A 17,361-nucleotide genomic window follows, 5' to 3' on the forward strand; every position below is an offset into this window, starting at 1 on the left:
TGACGAAACAATCCACGAGATCTTCCTAGCCGACCAGATCAGCCCTCAGTGCGTGGTCGCCGGATGACGCTCACGATAGTACGCAGTCCCTGTAGTCCAATCGCGGCTTCCGCTGTTGGCCTTCTGAAACAGACCGACCTCTCCCAAATGTTCGCTCTGAGAAGTAGACCAGACCTCTTTCCGTGGAATCCCACCGCCGGCTTATGACCCGAAGCGGCCTCCGGAACATCAAACAACTTTGCATCTGCCTGTTGCCATTTCAGAAGCGTTGGGCCGATGCGCTCGCGGGGCCGGCTATCACCATCATTCAAATTCGGTCACACGAACGGCCGCTTCCGGGTCGGCGAGGCGATATTCTCGAATGACATGTTCTAGTTTTGGTTGTGTCAAGATAAAAATGCATGTAGCTTAATTTTATTGCGCTTTCAGATGTAAAGCGGAGCGAGCTCGGGGTGGCGTCGAGCACTCAATTTGCCTTGTGCAGCTTGTTAGATCTGCGTCCGCCGCATCTCGCGGGCATCAGGCTCTGTTCTCGGCCATCGCGATGTTAGCCGTCGAATTTGATGGTGGCCCATCCAGAATGGCCAGACGACGATCGATGGCGCTGATGACCTGGCGTGAAAAAGGTCCAAGATGCGCGTAGGCCGCAATCATCGCCACCGCGATTCGTGCCGAGGACGAGTCTCGCTTGGCGCTGTTGAGGAACGTTCGCCAAAACGGATCGTGCGCTTCGGGAATGGCGGTGACGACGCGATGCACGGTCTCCAGCGCCCGCACCTTGCCACGGATGTCACCGACAGGCAGTTCCTGGCGTTGCCTCGAACGGTCGAGCATCGTCATCAATCGGTCGACACGGCTCGCATACGCGGCAGGGTGATAGACGCTCTCCAGAATTTGTCTGTAGTCCATCAGGACGTCGCGCATCGGACGCGTCGGATCGAAATTGATGCCGTCGGTGCACTGATCGCCGCCGATGGTTGGCCCCATATCATGATTGGGGTGCAGCCGACCCTCGCGGGCAAGGCGGCGTGTGAGCTGCGTGTTTGGCAAGGCATAGAGCAGGCCAACTATGCAGACGGGGATGGCTGCCTCCTCGATGAAGTCGACCATGGCGCCCGCGATCGAGACTTTCTCGCTGTCGAAGCCGACGATGAAGCCCGCGGTGACGAGCATCCCGGCGCCGTATATCCTGTGAATGCTCTCCGCGATATCGCGTCGGGTGTTCTGCTTCTTCTTGGTCGCGGCCAGGGTCGCCGGGTCCGGACTTTCGATGCCGACGAAAATGCCGAAGAAGTTGGCCGCGGCCATCATCTCCAGGAGTTCCCGATCATCGGCCAGATTGATCGAGGCTTCCGTCGAAAACTCGAACGGATAATCGTGCGCGCGTTGCCAGGCGGCGAGTTCCGGAAGAAACAGCTTGAGCGACTTCTTGTTGCCGATGAAGTTATCGTCGACGAAGTCGAGATGGCCGCGATATCCCATCTCGTAGAGCGCATCGAGCTCGGCCAGCATCTGCGGGGTGGTCTTGGTCCGCGGCACCCGCCCGTACAGTTCGATGATATCGCAAAACTCGCAAGTGAAGGGGCAGCCGCGCGAATACTGCACACCGAGATAGAGATAGTCTTCAAAGTTGAGCAGGTCGAAACGCGGCACTGGCGTCTTGGTGACGTCGGCCTGGAACTTGGGCGCTGTGAACACGCCCGATCGGGCACCACTCTCCCAAGCGGCAATGAACTCGCCAATAACACCCTCGGCCTCACCGAGCACCTGAAAGTCGGCTGCGGCATAGATGTGCGGACTGGAGGTCGGGTCGGGGCCACCGACAGCCACCGGCTTGCCCTGTGAGCGACAAAGCTCGATCAGCCGCAGCGTGTCAGCCTGTTGCGGCAACATTCCGCCGGTGAAGACGACGTCAGCCCAGGCAAGATCATCGTCCGAGAGCGACGCCGTATTGCAGTCGACCAGGCGCACCGTCCAGTGGCCCGGTAACATCGCGGCGACGGAAATCAGGCCGAGGGGAGCCGCGGGGCGGCGAACGCCCATCAACTTGCAGGATTCGCCAAAGCTCCAGAACGAGTCCGCGGCGAAGCGCGGATAGAGCATAAGCACGTTGCACGTACGCGGCGTGTCCATGTGTCCTAAGATGGCGTGTCCTAAGATGGCCCATGTCTCGGTCCATCCCCTTACGAGACGAACCTAGCCCCGGCAAGGGCGTACTGGAGCTAAGCTGATGATTCTTACGGGTGCAACAACCGGCTCCGGAGCCAGCAACTGCTACGATCCTTTTTCCAAGGACGTGGCAGAAATGGCACGCAATTGAGCGATTTTTGTGTTCGCGCAGGAGTGATACAGCAGCTCTTGAGACTCAATTTTGGAACTCGCACTCTCCTGCGGCAATCTGCCGTCCACGGTCCGCTTCGCGGAGCATAATGCATGACCGACCTTACCTTGGCGAACGGCAATGTACGACTTGCCGCATCAGTCGATGGCCCGATGGATGCGGTGCCTGTCTTGTTCCTGCATGGGGCAAGCGTAAGTCGTGATACGTGGGACGAAACCAGGCAACGATTGATCGATCGATATTGCGTTTGGACGCTCGATTTTCGTGGTCACGGCCACTCCGATCGCGCGCCGAACTATGACCTTGCGGGTTACATCTCCGATGCCGAGACTGCTCTGGCCGCGATAGGCCGTCCGGCAATCGTCGTTGGGCATTCGCTGGGCGCGTGCGTGGCCGGTGTGCTCAGCCAAACCAATCCGAACATTCGGGCCGTATTCCTTGAGGACCCCCCGTGGTTCCTGGGACGTCTGGAGGAATGGAGCAACTCGATATTCTCGAAGTTGTTCTCACTCTTGCTGTTGCGGCTGACGAAATGGCAGCAGGAGCCTCCGCCGTTCACAACCTATGTCGAGTTTCTTTCCAATGGGCCTAACCGCTTGGGAGGTGTCGTCAAGGACCACATATCGGCCCGCCATTTGCTCAGCCACGCTTCCGCGATACAGCGCGTCGACCCGCGTTGTCTTCGTGATGACTGCTTGAAAGAGGCGTTGTCATCGATATCAACCGAGCGACCGTTCTTGTGCCCAGCAAAGCTCGTTCGAGGCGAGGAACGGTTCGGAGGAGCATTTTCGGATGAACACGCCGGCAGTCTGCTGGCGACCAATCCCCATCTTGAAGTTGTCCAATACAAACAGTGCGGCCATCATCCGCATCGCATGCTGGGGTTTGAACAGCGGTTCTTTGATGATCTTGAGGACTTCATTGCGAAGACCTGAACGGCGGTAGCGACAGTCGATCGCAAGCGCCGCCGTGCGGCACGCCACTAGGCCAACGCCTTTTGGCGACGCACCATTTCAGCAATCCAGACGGGCGCGTAAGGCGGCGTACAGCCCGGCGACGCCGGATAGTCGACGAGAACCTGGAGCTTTTCGCCAATGCCGATGGCGCGAGGGCGGTATTTGCGGTGACGGATGCCAATCTCGGCAAGGCAGTGGTTCATCGACCACTGCTTGGGTGCAGGCGCATCCTTCATCTCCATCTCGATTTGGTCCAGCAGGCCATCCAAATCCAACCCATCAGCACGCGTGATCACGCGATCAGTCGTTAAGCTCCAGCCGGCCCGTCCGACCAGATCCGTGCCGTCCTTCCAGCGTAGACGCAGCTCTTCAGCGTGCTTCCCAGGCTTGACGATGTTGGTGATAAACCAGTCCAGGAGCTTTGGCGCGCGAATGTCGTGGATCATCGCGTCGAGCTCATCGGCGGAGAAGGCTTTTGGCCTGGCGATCAGGGTCGCCAGCAGCCGTGCAGCCGTGTCACCGGTGGCCCAGAGCTCTTTTGCCAGCTCATGCTGGGTCTTCACGCGCTTGGCGACCGCACGCACTGCAGACAGATTGACGCCATGATCGTCGCCGCGTTCTTCATTGGCTGCGCGCAGCTTTGGATCTTCCAGCAAGGCCAGTTCGGCCATGACGTCGGTAGCTGCGGACATGCAGTTCCTCCATGATCGCCTAAGCATAAGTAATTCTCGGACGCAGACCTATATAACAGGTTGTGGTCGCCGACGACCAGAGAGCCGCGAACCACCCTCGAAATACCCGCTCTACAGTCGACGAGAGCGCAGTTTCGGACAGACTTGGTTGGAGGTTCCCTCCGATTCTCGACAGGTCGCAGCGATGCTGCGCATAACCGCTTCAGGTTCGCCCATTCAGCCCACCTGCGCTCATGAACCTTTAGCCAATAGGCAGAGACGTACCAACAGATGATTGTGCCTGCTGCCCGGCCTCCTCCCTCACCCGGGGCGCGCTGGCGGTTTTTCTTTCTACCTCGGCAGGAGAAAATTCGGTCCTATTGTCAGCGGCCTCACATTTCGTTCCAGACCGGCCGGGCTATCAAGCTTGAGGGGATCAGTCGGCAGGCAGATCGTGGTCGGAGCATGGTAATTCAGTTCGGCTAGCCGCCAACCAGAGGGTGGGTGGTGCCCAATGCAGCAGATTGCGGACTGGCTCGATAAGCTTGGGCTTGGGCAATACGCGAAGCGTTTTGCCGAGAACGGGATCGATATTGGCATCCTTCCCGAACTGAAAGATGAGGACTTCGATAGGCTCGGAGTCCTGCTCGGCCATCGCCGTAAAATGCTCCGTGCGGTCGCCGAACTCGATCAAGCCGAACTCATCACCGGCTCGGCGCATCGGCACGACGCCGAGAGACGCCATCTCACCGTTATGTTCTGCGACCTGGTAGGCTCGACTGCGCTCTCGGCGCGCCTCGATCCCGAGGACATGTGGGAGGTGATCAGGGCCTACCGGGCCGCCTGCGCGAGGGTCATTGCCGCCTATGACGGCATGATCGCCAGGTTCGTTGGCGATGGAATCCTCGCCTATTTCGGTTATCCCCGCGCACACGAGGATGACGCGGAGCGCGCAGTGCGAGCGGGCCTCGATATCATCGCCGCAATGGGAAAGCTCGAAACGCGCGTGGAAGAACGGGTCGAAGTGCGGATCGCGATCTCGACCGGGCTTGTGGTGGTCGGCGACCTCATCAGCGGAGGTGCGTCGGAGGAGCAGGCGATGGTCGGTGATACACCGAACCTCGCTGCCCGGCTCCAGAGCCTGGCGGAGCCGGGGGTGGTTGTGGTTTCTGCTTCAACGCGCCGGCTGCTCGGCGATCTCTTCACTTTTCGCAATGTCGGCGACCGCGAGGTCAAGGGAATCTCCGATCCCATCGCGGTCTGGGCGGTCGAAGGTGCAGCGGCATCGGAGAGCCGTTTCGAGGCGGTGCGCACGGCGCGCTCGATTGGCTTTGTCGGCCGCAAGGCAGAAATCGAATTCGTGCTCTCGCGCCAGCAACTGGCATGGCAGGGCCAGGGTCAAGTGGTGTTGATTTCCGGTGAGGCCGGAATCGGCAAATCGCGCCTTGTGGCAACGCTGGCCGAGAGCCTCGCGCTGGGGTCGCACCGCCGGGTGCGGTATCAGTGCTCGCCTTACCATACCAACAGTGCGCTTCATCCCTTCATCGCTCAGCTCGAGCGGGCAGCCGGCATCACGTCACAGGACACACCCGGGCAAACGCTCGACAAGCTTGAGGCAATGCTGGCGCTCGGAACGCGGCAGGTGGCGAGTGTGACGCCGCTTATTGCCGCGCTTCTGTCGATCGCAACCGGCGAGCGCTATCCGCCGCTCGGCTTGACTCCAGCGCAGCAGCGGCGACAGACATTCGCTGCGCTCCTCGACCAGCTTGAGGGCTTGGCACGGCAGCAACCTGTGCTGATTGTCTGCGAGGATATGCATTGGGCTGATGCCACGACGCTCGAGCTGTACGACCTCGCGGTCGATCGGATCAGGGGACTGCCAATCCTCGTGCTCATGACATTCCGGCCCGAGTTCGAGCCGCCTTGGGCGGGCCTTGCCAATGTCAGCCTGCTGCGGCTCGATCGGCTTGACCGGCAGGACACGCGCGCACTGGTCGAGCAGGTGGCTGTCGGTCGACAGATGCCGCGCGAAATGATGACGCAGATCATCAACAAGACGGATGGCATCCCGCTCTTCGTCGAGGAATTGACCAAGATGGTGCTGGAGTCCGGACTGCTCGTGGAAGAAGCCGGGCGCTATCGCCTCGATAGTCCGCTACCGCCACTCGCCATTCCCGCGACGCTGCACGACTCGCTCATGGCGCGGCTCGACCGGCTGGCGCCGGTCAAGGAGGTTGCCCAGATCGGCGCAGCCATTGGCCGCGACTTCTCATACACGCTGCTGCGATGCGTAGCGGGGCGGGATGAGCTGACGCTGAGCGCCGCGCTGGCGCAGCTCGAACAGGCCGAGCTGCTGTTGCGCCGCGGGACGCCGCCCGACGCCAGCTATAGCTTCAAGCATGCACTCGTGCAGGAAGCGGCTTACGAGAGCTTGCTCAAGAGCCGCCGGCAACTGCTGCATAAGCACATTGGCGATGTCCTTCGCGATCAGTTTCCGAGCATGGCCGAGACCGAGCCGGAAGTCGTGGCATACCACTTTACCCAAGCGGGCTTGAGCGGGGCAGCCCTTGAGTGGTGGCGCAAGGCGGGCCAGCAGGCGTTGAAACGCTCGGCCTATTCCGAGGCGATCGCACATCTCGGCAAGGCCGTTGCCATTGCCGATGAACTGCCTGCCGAGCCTGATCGGATGATGAGCAGGCTCCATCTTCAAATCGCATATGGCCGTGCGTTGCGGGGCAGCCTTGGGCACAGCGCTCCCGAGACGGTGGCCGCATGGACGCGCGCCCGACAGTTCGCGGCTGACACAAATGATCCGGCTGAACTCGCGCCGATCCATTCGGGCTTGTTCAATGCGTGCCTCACTCACGGCGAGATCGCGCCGATGCGGGAGTTGGCGGATGCGATCATTGGTGCCGCCGATCGACGGCCGGAGTCGCCGATAGCCGCCATTGTCGCACACTGGACCAGTGGGGTGACCTGCTGGTTCGCCGGCGAGTACTTGAACGCAAGAATGCATCTCGAACAGGCACTCGCGATCTATGGTGCCGAGCCGGATCCCGCGACGTTCAGGGCGTCCGCGCTCGATCTGCCGTTCGTTATCATGAGGTTTCTTGCCCTGGTGCTTTGGCCGCTTGGAGCGATCGATCGCGCGCGCCGGCTCGCTGCAGAAGCGGTGAGTGGTTCAGGTGAAAAACGAGCGCTTGCTCAAGCCAATGCGCTCGTTCATCGGGCTGTTTTCGACGGACTATGCGGGGGCATGCTGGAGCAAACCGAGACAATCCTGGCCTTGGGTCTGGCGCGCGACCATACGATGCCGCTGTATGTAGCGGCGGGCACTTATCTGAACGGCCTGGCAAAGTGGCGTGCAGGCGAGCGAATGGTTGGGCTCACGGAAATGCGCCGAGGCTGGACGTTGCTGCACGAGAATGATTGCTACCTCTGTGAACCGTTTTGGGGGATGCATGTTGCCGTGGCGGATGCAGAGGCGGGCCAACCCGAGGCCGGGTTGGAAACTTTGAGGGAATTGATCGGGTGGGCGCAGCAATCCGGCCAGCATTGGCTTGATGCCGAACTGCATCGCGTCCAAGGTGAACTTTTGTTGCGTCATGACGCTGCGAACCTTTCCAGTGCCGAAGATGCCTTCAACAGAGCCCTGGAAATCGCCCGACACCAACAGGCAAGGACGTTCGAGCTACGCGGCGCACTTGGACTTGCGCGCCTGCACAACACAAATGGCCGACCTGGGGCGGTATCCGCAGTGCTCGCTCCCGTCCTCGCTGAATTCGACGCGGGGTGGCAAGATCTCCCCGAAATCAAAGAAGCCGAAGGGCTGCTCAAGGATAGGCATTAGTCAGTCTGCCATTTCGTAACGCTTCTGGAAAAGGAAGAGGATGCCAGTTGGATTAGCTCACGCTGACCGAGCCAGTCGACAGCCGGATCCTGGAGGACGCTTGGCGACCTGAGCAGGCGCTGAACCTCCACCAGCAGCCGGTGAACGGCGGCATCCTGCATCGCGACCCTGGTCAGGGCGGCGTTGTATTTGAGCCGCCTCTCCAAATCTGCCGGGCGTTCGCCGCGCGTCTCCGGATAGCCGGCTGTCAAAACGGCGATTTTGCCCCTTTGCGGACTTCGCCTTAAGGCCGCCGATGCCGGTCGACGCTCGGCAGCTCGCTTTGTCCGCGTTTGGAACCGAAACATTTTCCAGCCTGACTGATTTACTCCCGGGGCTTCGCAAGATGCGAGGCATTCATGGACCCTCTCTCGGCGAGCGACGTGTTCCTTACGATCACGATCATGTCCATCACTTTCCTGATCGAGGTCGGCTTTTTCATCTTGATTGGAATGCTCTGAAAGGAGCGCGCGCTCTGGGCAGTTAGCAGCCGATACGACGGTCTAGTCCTCTGGGAACTTGATGGTTGAGACCGGCCATCTTCCATCATGACCTTCGATCGAAATCCGAAGCCCGTGCAGTTCATCCAGCCAAACGTTCTCGACCGTGCCTGCCTTTCCGTCGGTAAGGACGACGGCGCTGCCGATCAATTCGGATTGCGCCGCACCATACTCACTCAAAATTCTTGACGCACGGAGCTTCACCGATGGCATTGCTCGTCCTGTTCGGCCGAGCCGGGTGTGCTGTCCCAAGGCGGCTCAACGCAGACGTTTGTCCCAGCGCTCAACATCGGGAATGATTGATGGCGACTGCTCTTCCAATTCGCGGAGCCGGTCGATTTGTGTTCTAAGGCGCCCCGGTAGTTCCGGCTCTTCCTTCAGTAATGCGCGCAGTCTCTCCCCAATCTCTTGAACGATTGCTCGGCTGTGTCCGTGGTCTATGTCAATGCGGTTGCGCATAGCGCGGCCTCATTCGGGCGAGAAAAAGCACCAGCATCGGAGACCCAGCGCGCCTACCCCTCCGGCAGTTCTCCCGCGTGCAAACGCGGCTGGCAATTTTGAACGGAACCGGAGACCGCCGCTTTTGGCTATCTGCGCGAGCGCTTCTTTTAGAACAGCGGTCCCCGCAGCAGGAACCTTTGGCTATCCCGCGACATGCGCCATGTAGTTAACGGCGAGCGACGGTCTCGTGCTTCTAAAGTCTTGACCGGAGCTTTCGTTCCCTGACTTCTGATCGGACGCCGTTCGGACGGTGGAACCATTTCAGAGAATGTCCGGTTAGTCCGTAGGGCCGATGGAGGAAACATCGCCATGAGGATCAAATATTTTGTTGCAATTGCGATAGCCGCCTTTGCCGCTGGTACTGGACTGGCGGTCCATTCTGTCGGCTCGCTGCCGCCCGAAAAGCAGTCCCCGCCTGCCGCCGCCCAATTGGCGACCCAGTTAGCTGAGTCCGTGGATCCGTTCTTGGTTCGATCCGGCGGCTGACGGCTGGCGTAACTCAAAACGCCGGCGCTGCCAAAGTCATGGGGGATCGCACCCGTTCGGCAGAGCGATCGGCCCGTCGAATTCACGGCCGAAGCCCACGCGCAGCGATACTTAGCGCCTCGTCCAGCAATGCTGTAACACCTTTGCCTCACATCCCATGGTGCTCGCATCCATACATCGCGTTGCTCGTCCGTCGGATTGAACGCGAGAATAGGTCCGCTGCTTCTGCCTGCCGCAACGTCGCGTCCAGTATTTCCGATATTGGGCCCATAGCCGACCCGGCCACTCGAGCCGTCGGCGTCCGCTTTCAGATCTAAAGCGGAACGAGCTTGCGCAGTCCCTATCGTCGGCGTTTGACCCATTGCGGTTTTGGCGTTCCGTTTCGAGGCGACGCGCACTAGAATTCTGCTGGTGCTCATTCAAAGGCGACGTAGATGCCGGTCGGGGTTCCCTCGCGTGCTCTTGCTTGTTTCGAAATAGCAGCAGTTTCGGCGCTCTGTGCGTTTCACGTCGTGCGTGCAGCTTCGCCGGCGCCAGACAGCGCGTCTCTCAGAGAGACGGCGATGACGTGGAGTACGCTCAAGTACGAGACCGATGCGGAGAACGGATTTCTCAGCGGGTCCCTCGACAAGAACACGATCGTCGATCGCACGTTCAGGGCTCACGTGCTCGAGAATCGATATCTGAAGGTAACACTCGTGCCCGAATTCGGCGGGCGCATTCTTTCCATCATTTACAAGCCGACCGGCCACGAACAACTCTATCGCACGGATGTCGGCGTGCCCTACGGGATCAAGGCCGGAAATTTCTACTACGACTGGCTGATGGTATACGGCGGCATCTTCCCTACATTCCCGGATCCCGAGCACGGCAAGACGTGGCCGAAGCCGTGGGCTTTTGAAGTCGTGAAGGAGAGCGCCGACGAAGTGACGGTCGCGATGTCGCTTAAGGACAATTTCGACTATTCCGCCCGGCCTGACAAATTCAGAAGCTCAACCGGCATCGAAGCGACATACTATGTCACGCTGAAGGCCGACCGCGCCGCACTCGATACGCGCATGGTGCTGAAAAATCCGCACGACAAGGTGATCCAGTACGAGTACTGGACATGCACGACGCTCGCTCCGGGATCGGAGCCGAAAAGCCCCAAAACGACCGCCGGCGCCGAAATCATCGCGCCGATCCGAACCTACAGCACGCCCGCCTGGTCGGCCAATCTGGCAGACGGCGACGAGAGCGCGGGCATGGGCAGGCGGCGCTTCGAAAAGCTGCGCTTCTTCAAGAACTGGCCGACGATGGGCATCGCCTACGCGGCACCCGATATGCAGGGCGGGAATTTCTGGGGCGTGATCAACCATGACAACGAAGAGGGAATTATCCGCATCGCGGACAACACGCTGACGCCGGGCTTGAAAATGTGGACGTGGGGATTCCACGCGTTCACCAGCGAAACCGATCCCCGCAAGGAGCCGAATGAGTGGCGACCGTACGTCGAATTATGGGCGGGCGTGTCAGACCAATTTTTCCATAGCGCTGACTTTCCCGCGCTGGGTGAGGTCTCGATTCCGGAGACCTACAGTCCGACTGTCGGCATGAGCAACGTGACGCATGCGAATGAGAATATCCTGATCAATCTCTCGGCCAAGGCGTCTGGCGTGTCTCTCCAGTTCTTCAGTATCGAACCGGCCGCCCCGCTCCGCGTAACGTTGAAACGCGGCGACACGGCACTGTTCGACGACATCGTGAAAGCCGATCCGAAAAATGGAAATCGCATTTCGGCAACGATTCTTGACGGCAGCAGCGGCGAACAGGTGAAGCTGACGATCAGGACCACGGATGGAAAAGAACTGATCGCCGCCGAGACGACAATGAATTGACTCCTTTCCTCATGCCGCGAGTTGTGGACGGAACAGCACGTCGACGCCGTAACTCGTCGCGTTGTAGGTGTTGGTCGGGAATAGGCTGCCCGATCCATACGCATACACGCCATTGCCTCCGATCGAAGCCGATGATGGTGCGGTCAACGGCCCGTTGCTGATCGCCGAGCTGAACATGTTGGGATCGGCGGAGTAGTTTCCTGAGGTGTGATAGGATGCAACATACGTCGTCTCTGCAGTGATCGTGACCGGCGCGGCGAAGTTGACCTGCTGCCAGCCGCTGGCCGTCTCGCTGGTGAAGGTGGCGGTGGCCAGCAGGGTGCCGGTGCTGCTCCAGAGATTCGCAGTATGGGTGCCGGTGTTCGATGGGCCCTTGTAGAAGCGCAGCCCGGTGATGTCACCGGCGCTGGACGACTGGAATTTGAACCCGAGCTCCACCGATTGCGGATCATTGACTGACACCACGCTCGGTGTCGGATCGGAGCCGAACAGGCTTGTGATGCTCGCGGATGCTGCGTTGACGGTCAGGGAGGCGGATGCGCTCGCCGTCCCGCCCTGGCCGTCGGAGACGGCGTAACTGAATGACGCCGGTCCCGTATAGCCGGAGGTAGGTGTGAAGGTGATGGTGTTGGTCTGAGCGTCGAAGCTTGCGGTGCCGTTGACGCCGTTGCTGACGCCCGTGATCGTCAGGGTATCGCCATCCGGATCGGTGTCGTTGGCAAGCAACGCGGAGGCTGCAATCGAGATCGGCGAGTTTTGAGTGGCGCTGAAGCCGGAGTCGTTTGCCGCGACCGGCGCCTGGTTGGCAGCGCCGCTCACCGGACTGAACAGCACGTCCACCCAGTAGTTGGTGGCGCCGTAGGTGCTGGTCGGGAACAGGTTGTCAGTGCCGTAGGTATAGACACCGTTGTTGCCGCCGGATGCGGTGAGCGGGCCGTTGACGCGCGACGTGGTGAAGTAGTTGCTGGTCGACGCGTAGCGGCCGTTGCTGTGGAAGCTTGCCACGTAAGTCGTGCCGGCGGTGATCGAGACAGGATTGCTGAAGGTCACCGTCTGCCATCCACTGCTGGTCTCGTTGGTGAATGTGGCGGTCGCCAGCAGCGTGCCGGTGCTGCTCCACAACGAACCTGTGTGGGTGCCGGTGTCACCGGCGCTCTTGTAGTATTTGATGCCGTTGATGGTGCCGGACGCAGAGGACGTGAACCGCATCCCCAGATTGACCGGGGCCGGGTCGGAATCCGAGAGAATCGCCGGCGTGTCGGAGCCTGAGAACAAGCTCACCGACGGCGGGATCACTGTCAAATTGGCTGTTGCAGTCGCGGTGCCGCCGCGCCCATCGGAGATGGCGTAGCTGAAGGACGCAGCGCCGGTGTAGCCGGCGTTCGGCGTGAAGGTGATCACATTGGTCTGGGCGTTGAAGCTGACGGTACCGTTGACGGCGCCGCTCACACCGGTGATGGTCAGCGGATCGCCATTCGGATCAGTATCATTGGCAAGCAGGGCTGACGCGGCAATGGTCAGAGCCGTATTCAGCGCGGCGTCGTAGCCGCTGTCGTTGTTCGCAACCGGCGGCTGGTTGGCTGCCTGATTCACCGTCAGACTGACCGTTGCAGTGGCCGTGCCGCCCTGTCCGTCGGCGATCGCGTAGCTGAAGGACGCGGGTCCGGTATAGCCGGCGGTCGGCGTGAAGGTGATCGTATTGGTCTGGCTGTTGAAGCTGACCGTGCCGTTGACGGCGCCGCTCGCGCCCGTGATTGCCAGTGTGCCGCCGTCCGGATCGGTATCGTTGGCAAGCAGCGCCGCCGCCGCAATCGTCAGCGCCGTGTTCTGCGTGGTGTTGTAGCCGCTGTCGTTGTTGGCAACCGGCGGCTGATTGCTGGCGCCGCCGGACGGCGCAAACACGACATCGACCCAATAGTTGGCGGCGTTATAGGAACTGGTCGGGAAGATGCCGGACGTGCTGGTGCCGCCATAGGAGTAGACACCATTGCCGCCGGCGGCAAGGCTGGAAAGCGCGGTCAACGGGCCGTTTGTGATGGCCGTGGTGAAGTAGTTGTTGGTCGCCACATAGGCGCCGGTGGTGTGATAGGACGCGACATAGGTGGTGTTGGCGTCGATCGAAACCGCTGACGGCAGCATGACGGTCTGCCAACCGCTGGCTGACGTATTGGTGAAGGTGGCGGTGGCGAGGCGAGTGCCTGTCGACGACCAGAGATCGAGGGTGTTGATGCCGGTGTCGCTCGCGCTGCGATAGAATCTGAGCGCCGTGATCTGCCCGGCGACCGAGGACGTGAACTTCATCCCGACTTCGATCTGGGATCCGTCATTGAGGTCGGTCAGAGCCGGCGTGCTTGACGCGCTGAACAGGCTGACGGGAGCCGCTCCTGGCGGTACCACGGTGAAGCTGACAGTGGCCGATGCCGTACCGCCGCGCCCATCTGAGATCGTGTAGGTGAAGCTCGCCGGACCGGTGTAGCCGGCATCGGGCGTAAAGGTGATGGTGTTGTTCTGCGGATTGGGCTGCGTGTTGAGCACGACAGTGCCGTGCGTTGCTGCACTCACGGCGATGACGCTGACCGCATCCCCATCGGGATCACTGTCGTTCCCGGTCAGGGACGACGCCGCGATCGTCAGGGCCAGATCGCGTGTCGCAATCGGTCCATCGTCGTTGGCGGCTATGGGCGCGCTGTTGGCGGCAGAAGGATTGAACATGACGTCAACCCAGAAATTCGTCGCCGCGAACGTGCTTGTCGGGAACGCGATATTGCTGCTGTAGGCATAGACGCCATTGCCACTGGCGAGAGCGGTCAGCGGACCGCTCGTCACATTGCTCAAGAAGTAGTTCACGCTGGAGGAGTAATGGCCCACGCTCGTGTGATAGGAGGCGATGTAGGTGGCTCCAGGCGTCAGCGAAATCGGGTTGGAGAAGGTCACGCTCTGCCAGCCGCTTGCGGTTTCGTTTGTGAATGTGGCGGTTGCCAGCAAGGTGCCGGTGCTGCTCCAGAGCTGGCCGGTGTGGGTGCCGATATCCTGGCTGCCCTTGTAGAAGCGGATGCCGCTTACGGTGCCGGCAACCGACGTCTGGAATCTCACGCCCAGTTCGACGGCGCTTGCATCCGTGGTGTTGACGGTATCGGGGGTGGCTGAGCCCGGAAAGAGCGAGATGTAAGTCGGAGCCGCGACGGTCACCGTGCGACCCACGGAAGGCGTTTCGAGATTGATGCTGTCGTCCACCGCGCGCGACATGATGGTGTAGGTCCCGGCGACCTGCGGAGACCAGCTATAGGACCATGTCTCGTCACCAATCGCCGGATGCCAGCTCAAGCCGCCGTCCGTCGATACTTCCACGCCGGCGATCACGCCGCCGCCGAAATCCGATGCCGTGCCGAAAATCGTGACCACGTCTCCGGCACTGATGTTTGCCAGCGCGTTGACGCTCGAGGTCGGCGCGGTCTGGTCCGTGGAGCCGGTGGAGGCGACCAAGTCCGGCTGCAGCGTTCCCGGCTGAATACCCATGTCGGCGAGCAGGTTGACCATCGACTGTTGCACGCGCACGTCGGTGGGCGTTGGCGTCAGGTCGTGATTGTCGCTCAGACCCCAGGCCCAGTAGACCGTTCCGGCGGCGAAGACCAATGCGCGACTCGCCGCGCGATAGAGCGTCAGGTTATGGGTCGAGATGGCGCTTCCGGTCGTGTTGCCGTAGTCAAGGAGATAGGAGGTAACCGGGACTGTCGTCGAGGAGAGCCGGACGAGGCCGGCGGGATCGAATCCATTGTCGACCGCTTCGTCCCACTCATAGCCGAGATAGTTCCTGGTCAGCGTCGCTATCTGCTCCGGCTGAAGCGCCGCAACGCTGGTATTGCGCCAGAAGCGCAGATTGGCGTCGTCGTAGGGAATTGTGATGGCCTGGAGGCCGCTGCCTTGGCCGACATCATCGACCTGGAACATCTGTCCGATCAAGGCATTTTCCGGACTCCCTCCGCCGAGCGCCGGCGGGCTGAGACGGGGATCACGGAACGTTCCGGTCCACTGGTCGCTTGGATCGATCGACGCGTCTGGCGACCAGGTCTCCTTGTAGGAGATCAAGGTGCGGTACGCCGTGGCGTCGCTGCTGATGCTGTTGCCCCAGCGCGTGCGCCAATACATCTCGTTGCCGCTCCAGAACGCCAGATTCACGCCGGCATCGCGGGCCGCCTCGACATTGGCGCGCTGTTGCCCGGACCAGTACTCGTCGTGACCAGCGTCGAGATAGAGCTTGTGATTGAGGAGCAGACTGCCGTAACGGTCCGTGTCAATGCCCGACATGTAGGAGACGTCGTAGCCGTTCTGCTCCAGCCAGTAGATCGCCGCGTATTCAGCGCCGAACAGATAGTCCTGCGGACCTGCAAAGCTTCCAACGCTGCCGCGGGTGGCAATCGGCCGATTGTAGCTCACCGCGTAGGCGCGTCCGGCACCCTGACCTGTGGCAGGGCCGTTGCCGCCATAGAAATTCGCGCCGCCCCAGCCGTTATAGGCCTGCCAGGTCGTGTCGGAGGTCTGAAAGACGACATCGCTGGTGCTGCTGTCATCCCTGACGATGAACGGGATGTGATTGGCGCCTTCAACGCCGTCCTCGCGTACGAGCTTTGCGATATAGACGCCCGACACAGCATCCTCAGGAACGTCCCAGGAGGCTGAAACAGACCAATTGCCGGCATCGACCAGGCCGGTCGTGTCGTCACGAAGCGGCGCCGGCTGGTTCTGCACGCCCGTGTGCTGGATCGTGTGGACCTTTCGCGCACCCATGCCGCCATAATAGCCGAGACGGTAGATGTCGATCCGGTAGTTTGATGAATCCGTATTGATCTTGAAATCGATCTGGTTGCCACGATTCACGCTGATGTCGGTGGCAAAACCTTCGATATTCGAGCTACCGGCCCCCTCGATATCCCATTCGCTTTGCGGATTTCCCAGCTTCTGGTTCTCGAGCACGATTGGATTTGTAGAAGTCGCGGCGGCCGCGAGCGCGTTAGGTGACGCGGTTATGTTGGGCTGCCGCGCGGCAGGAGAAAGCTCTGCAGTCGTTACCGAGCCCGACAGAATTCCGATTTCACCCTTCCCCGTGCCGGTACCAGTCTCTCCGCCGCCCGGCAGCATGCCCCAACTTCTGATCGCCCCTCCGCCTGGTAGTGCATTCCAATTTGCGAGCGGCGCAACGTTCTCCAAGGACATGGAGACACTGGTAGAGGCACCCATGACCCCGGCGCGGCCGGTCAATACGAAATCTGCTCCGCCAGACACGCGGCTGCCATGCAACTGCGCCGACGCCGCATTGGCTGCTCTCTGATCGAGCAATTGTGTTGGGGCAATGAAGTAGCCGCAGCCACAAACCTGCGCGACTGCTGGAGGTGTCGAAGATCCGAAAATGTTCGGGGTCGCTGTCGAAGGCACGTGACCAAGGATGACCACAGGATTTGTCGGCGCTGGTTCTGCCGCCGCGGAGGTTGGCGTCCGGACTTCGGTCGTCAACGCTGCAAATCCGGCGTCCGAAGTTGCAGTGGATGCCGACGCCGCGGCACCTGAGGCACTCAGGCCCAGACCTTCCTGCAAATTCCGCGCGGCGAGCAGCGACAGCGACTCGTCTTCGTCTGAAGCTGACACTCGGACATTTCTTCGCAGAAGCGTGCGTGGCCACGTCTGCACTCCGAGAGCCATGCGGCCCAAACCGGACTCTTCGTATAACTGCCTCATGCTATGACACCGTCCGAAAATGTTTAATTTTCGCGAATTAAATATTAGTCGTGATTTAATTCAATTTGCTGTTGTGTCGCACCCCAGCCCTTTGCTGAACAACCAGATGTCGATCTTCGTCAAACCAAACGTGGATAGTCGTGATTTTCTAATGAGTTGAATCCGGCCGAACGTCTCTTCGCGGCATAAATAAATTTCAAATCGGGGGATATTCAATTTGCGCTTGAATGGAGCAGGCAAGGCGCCCGCATGCGAATTGCATAGCGCCGCCTGCCTGGCGGCATGCGCTGCATGGTCGCGCAACTCATCGCTGCGCGAACCAGTGCGTCTTTTGGACTAGGCCGTGTGGACAGTTACCTTATCCAGAGCAGAGTGGCGGCAATGGCGACGACGGCGAAGTAGTTTCGCGC

General features: G+C 60.5%; 10 protein-coding genes. 4 read left to right on the top strand and 6 right to left on the bottom strand.

Features of this window, described 5'->3' with window-relative positions; all coding sequences use genetic code 11:
- Positions 1-519: 519 nt before the first annotated feature.
- Positions 520-2,133, bottom strand: a complete 1,614-nt coding sequence (locus AAFX91_RS26945) for a B12-binding domain-containing radical SAM protein (protein WP_394568667.1) — start codon at positions 2,131-2,133, stop codon at positions 520-522.
- 300 nt (positions 2,134-2,433) lie between these two features.
- Here AAFX91_RS26945 and AAFX91_RS26950 point away from each other — a divergent pair, with 300 nt between their 5' ends.
- Positions 2,434-3,276: an alpha/beta fold hydrolase gene (locus AAFX91_RS26950; RefSeq protein WP_394568668.1), complete on the top strand. Its 843-nt coding sequence runs from the start codon at positions 2,434-2,436 to the stop codon at positions 3,274-3,276.
- Positions 3,277-3,323: 47 nt separating this feature from the next.
- On the opposite strand, the gene AAFX91_RS26955 is transcribed toward AAFX91_RS26950, so the two are convergent.
- Positions 3,324-3,989 carry a DNA alkylation repair protein gene (locus tag AAFX91_RS26955; RefSeq protein ID WP_130580646.1) on the bottom strand — a complete coding sequence of 222 codons (666 nt, stop codon included), beginning with the start codon at positions 3,987-3,989 and terminating at the stop codon, positions 3,324-3,326.
- Positions 3,990-4,482: 493 nt separating this feature from the next.
- Between AAFX91_RS26955 and AAFX91_RS26960 the strand changes: the two genes are divergently transcribed.
- Complete coding sequence (locus AAFX91_RS26960) at positions 4,483-7,818, top strand: adenylate/guanylate cyclase domain-containing protein (protein WP_130580647.1); 3,336 nt, start codon at positions 4,483-4,485, stop codon at positions 7,816-7,818.
- Between the two features lie 542 nt (positions 7,819-8,360).
- On the opposite strand, the gene AAFX91_RS26965 is transcribed toward AAFX91_RS26960, so the two are convergent.
- Both AAFX91_RS26965 and AAFX91_RS26970 read right to left on the bottom strand, forming a co-directional pair.
- Entirely contained in the window at positions 8,361-8,570 is a 210-nt protein-coding gene (locus AAFX91_RS26965; protein ID WP_130580648.1) for a PRC-barrel domain-containing protein, read from the bottom strand.
- 45 nt (positions 8,571-8,615) lie between these two features.
- The gene (locus AAFX91_RS26970; protein ID WP_130580649.1) at positions 8,616-8,816 is read right to left on the bottom strand and encodes a hypothetical protein; all 201 of its coding nucleotides are present in this window, start codon (positions 8,814-8,816) and stop codon (positions 8,616-8,618) included.
- 351 nt (positions 8,817-9,167) lie between these two features.
- On the opposite strand from AAFX91_RS26970, the gene AAFX91_RS26975 reads away from it, so the two are divergent.
- Together AAFX91_RS26975 and AAFX91_RS26980 are read left to right on the top strand one after the other, a co-directional pair.
- Positions 9,168-9,344 carry a hypothetical protein gene (locus AAFX91_RS26975; RefSeq protein WP_282531096.1) on the top strand — a complete coding sequence of 59 codons (177 nt, stop codon included), beginning with the start codon at positions 9,168-9,170 and terminating at the stop codon, positions 9,342-9,344.
- 434 nt (positions 9,345-9,778) lie between these two features.
- Positions 9,779-11,221: a DUF5107 domain-containing protein gene (locus AAFX91_RS26980; RefSeq protein ID WP_130580650.1), complete on the top strand. Its 1,443-nt coding sequence runs from the start codon at positions 9,779-9,781 to the stop codon at positions 11,219-11,221.
- 9 nt (positions 11,222-11,230) lie between these two features.
- On the opposite strand, the gene AAFX91_RS26985 is transcribed toward AAFX91_RS26980, so the two are convergent.
- Positions 11,231-16,357 carry a DUF4082 domain-containing protein gene (locus AAFX91_RS26985; protein ID WP_394568669.1) on the bottom strand — a complete coding sequence of 1,709 codons (5,127 nt, stop codon included), beginning with the start codon at positions 16,355-16,357 and terminating at the stop codon, positions 11,231-11,233.
- A 654-nt stretch (positions 16,358-17,011) separates the two neighbouring features.
- Complete coding sequence (locus AAFX91_RS26990) at positions 17,012-17,254, bottom strand: hypothetical protein (RefSeq protein WP_130581274.1); 243 nt, start codon at positions 17,252-17,254, stop codon at positions 17,012-17,014.
- Positions 17,255-17,361: the final 107 nt, after the last annotated feature.

Source organism: Bradyrhizobium sp. 31Argb, assembly GCF_043638955.1.
In the GTDB taxonomy this organism is placed as follows: domain Bacteria; phylum Pseudomonadota; class Alphaproteobacteria; order Rhizobiales; family Xanthobacteraceae; genus Bradyrhizobium.

What these genes read in the sequence shown, in the direction of transcription:
- AAFX91_RS26945 (WP_394568667.1), bottom strand. Translation starts at nt 2,133, where the DNA reads ATGGACACGCCGCGTACGTGCAACGTGCTTATGCTCTATCCGCGCTTC.
- AAFX91_RS26980 (WP_130580650.1), top strand. Translation starts at nt 9,779, where the DNA reads ATGCCGGTCGGGGTTCCCTCGCGTGCTCTTGCTTGTTTCGAAATAGCA.
- AAFX91_RS26960 (WP_130580647.1), top strand. Translation starts at nt 4,483, where the DNA reads ATGCAGCAGATTGCGGACTGGCTCGATAAGCTTGGGCTTGGGCAATAC.
- AAFX91_RS26950 (WP_394568668.1), top strand. Translation starts at nt 2,434, where the DNA reads ATGACCGACCTTACCTTGGCGAACGGCAATGTACGACTTGCCGCATCA.
- AAFX91_RS26965 (WP_130580648.1), bottom strand. Translation starts at nt 8,570, where the DNA reads ATGCCATCGGTGAAGCTCCGTGCGTCAAGAATTTTGAGTGAGTATGGT.
- AAFX91_RS26970 (WP_130580649.1), bottom strand. Translation starts at nt 8,816, where the DNA reads ATGCGCAACCGCATTGACATAGACCACGGACACAGCCGAGCAATCGTT.
- AAFX91_RS26975 (WP_282531096.1), top strand. Translation starts at nt 9,168, where the DNA reads ATGAGGATCAAATATTTTGTTGCAATTGCGATAGCCGCCTTTGCCGCT.
- AAFX91_RS26955 (WP_130580646.1), bottom strand. Translation starts at nt 3,989, where the DNA reads ATGTCCGCAGCTACCGACGTCATGGCCGAACTGGCCTTGCTGGAAGAT.
- AAFX91_RS26985 (WP_394568669.1), bottom strand. Translation starts at nt 16,357, where the DNA reads ATGCTGCCGGGCGGCGGAGAGACTGGTACCGGCACGGGGAAGGGTGAA.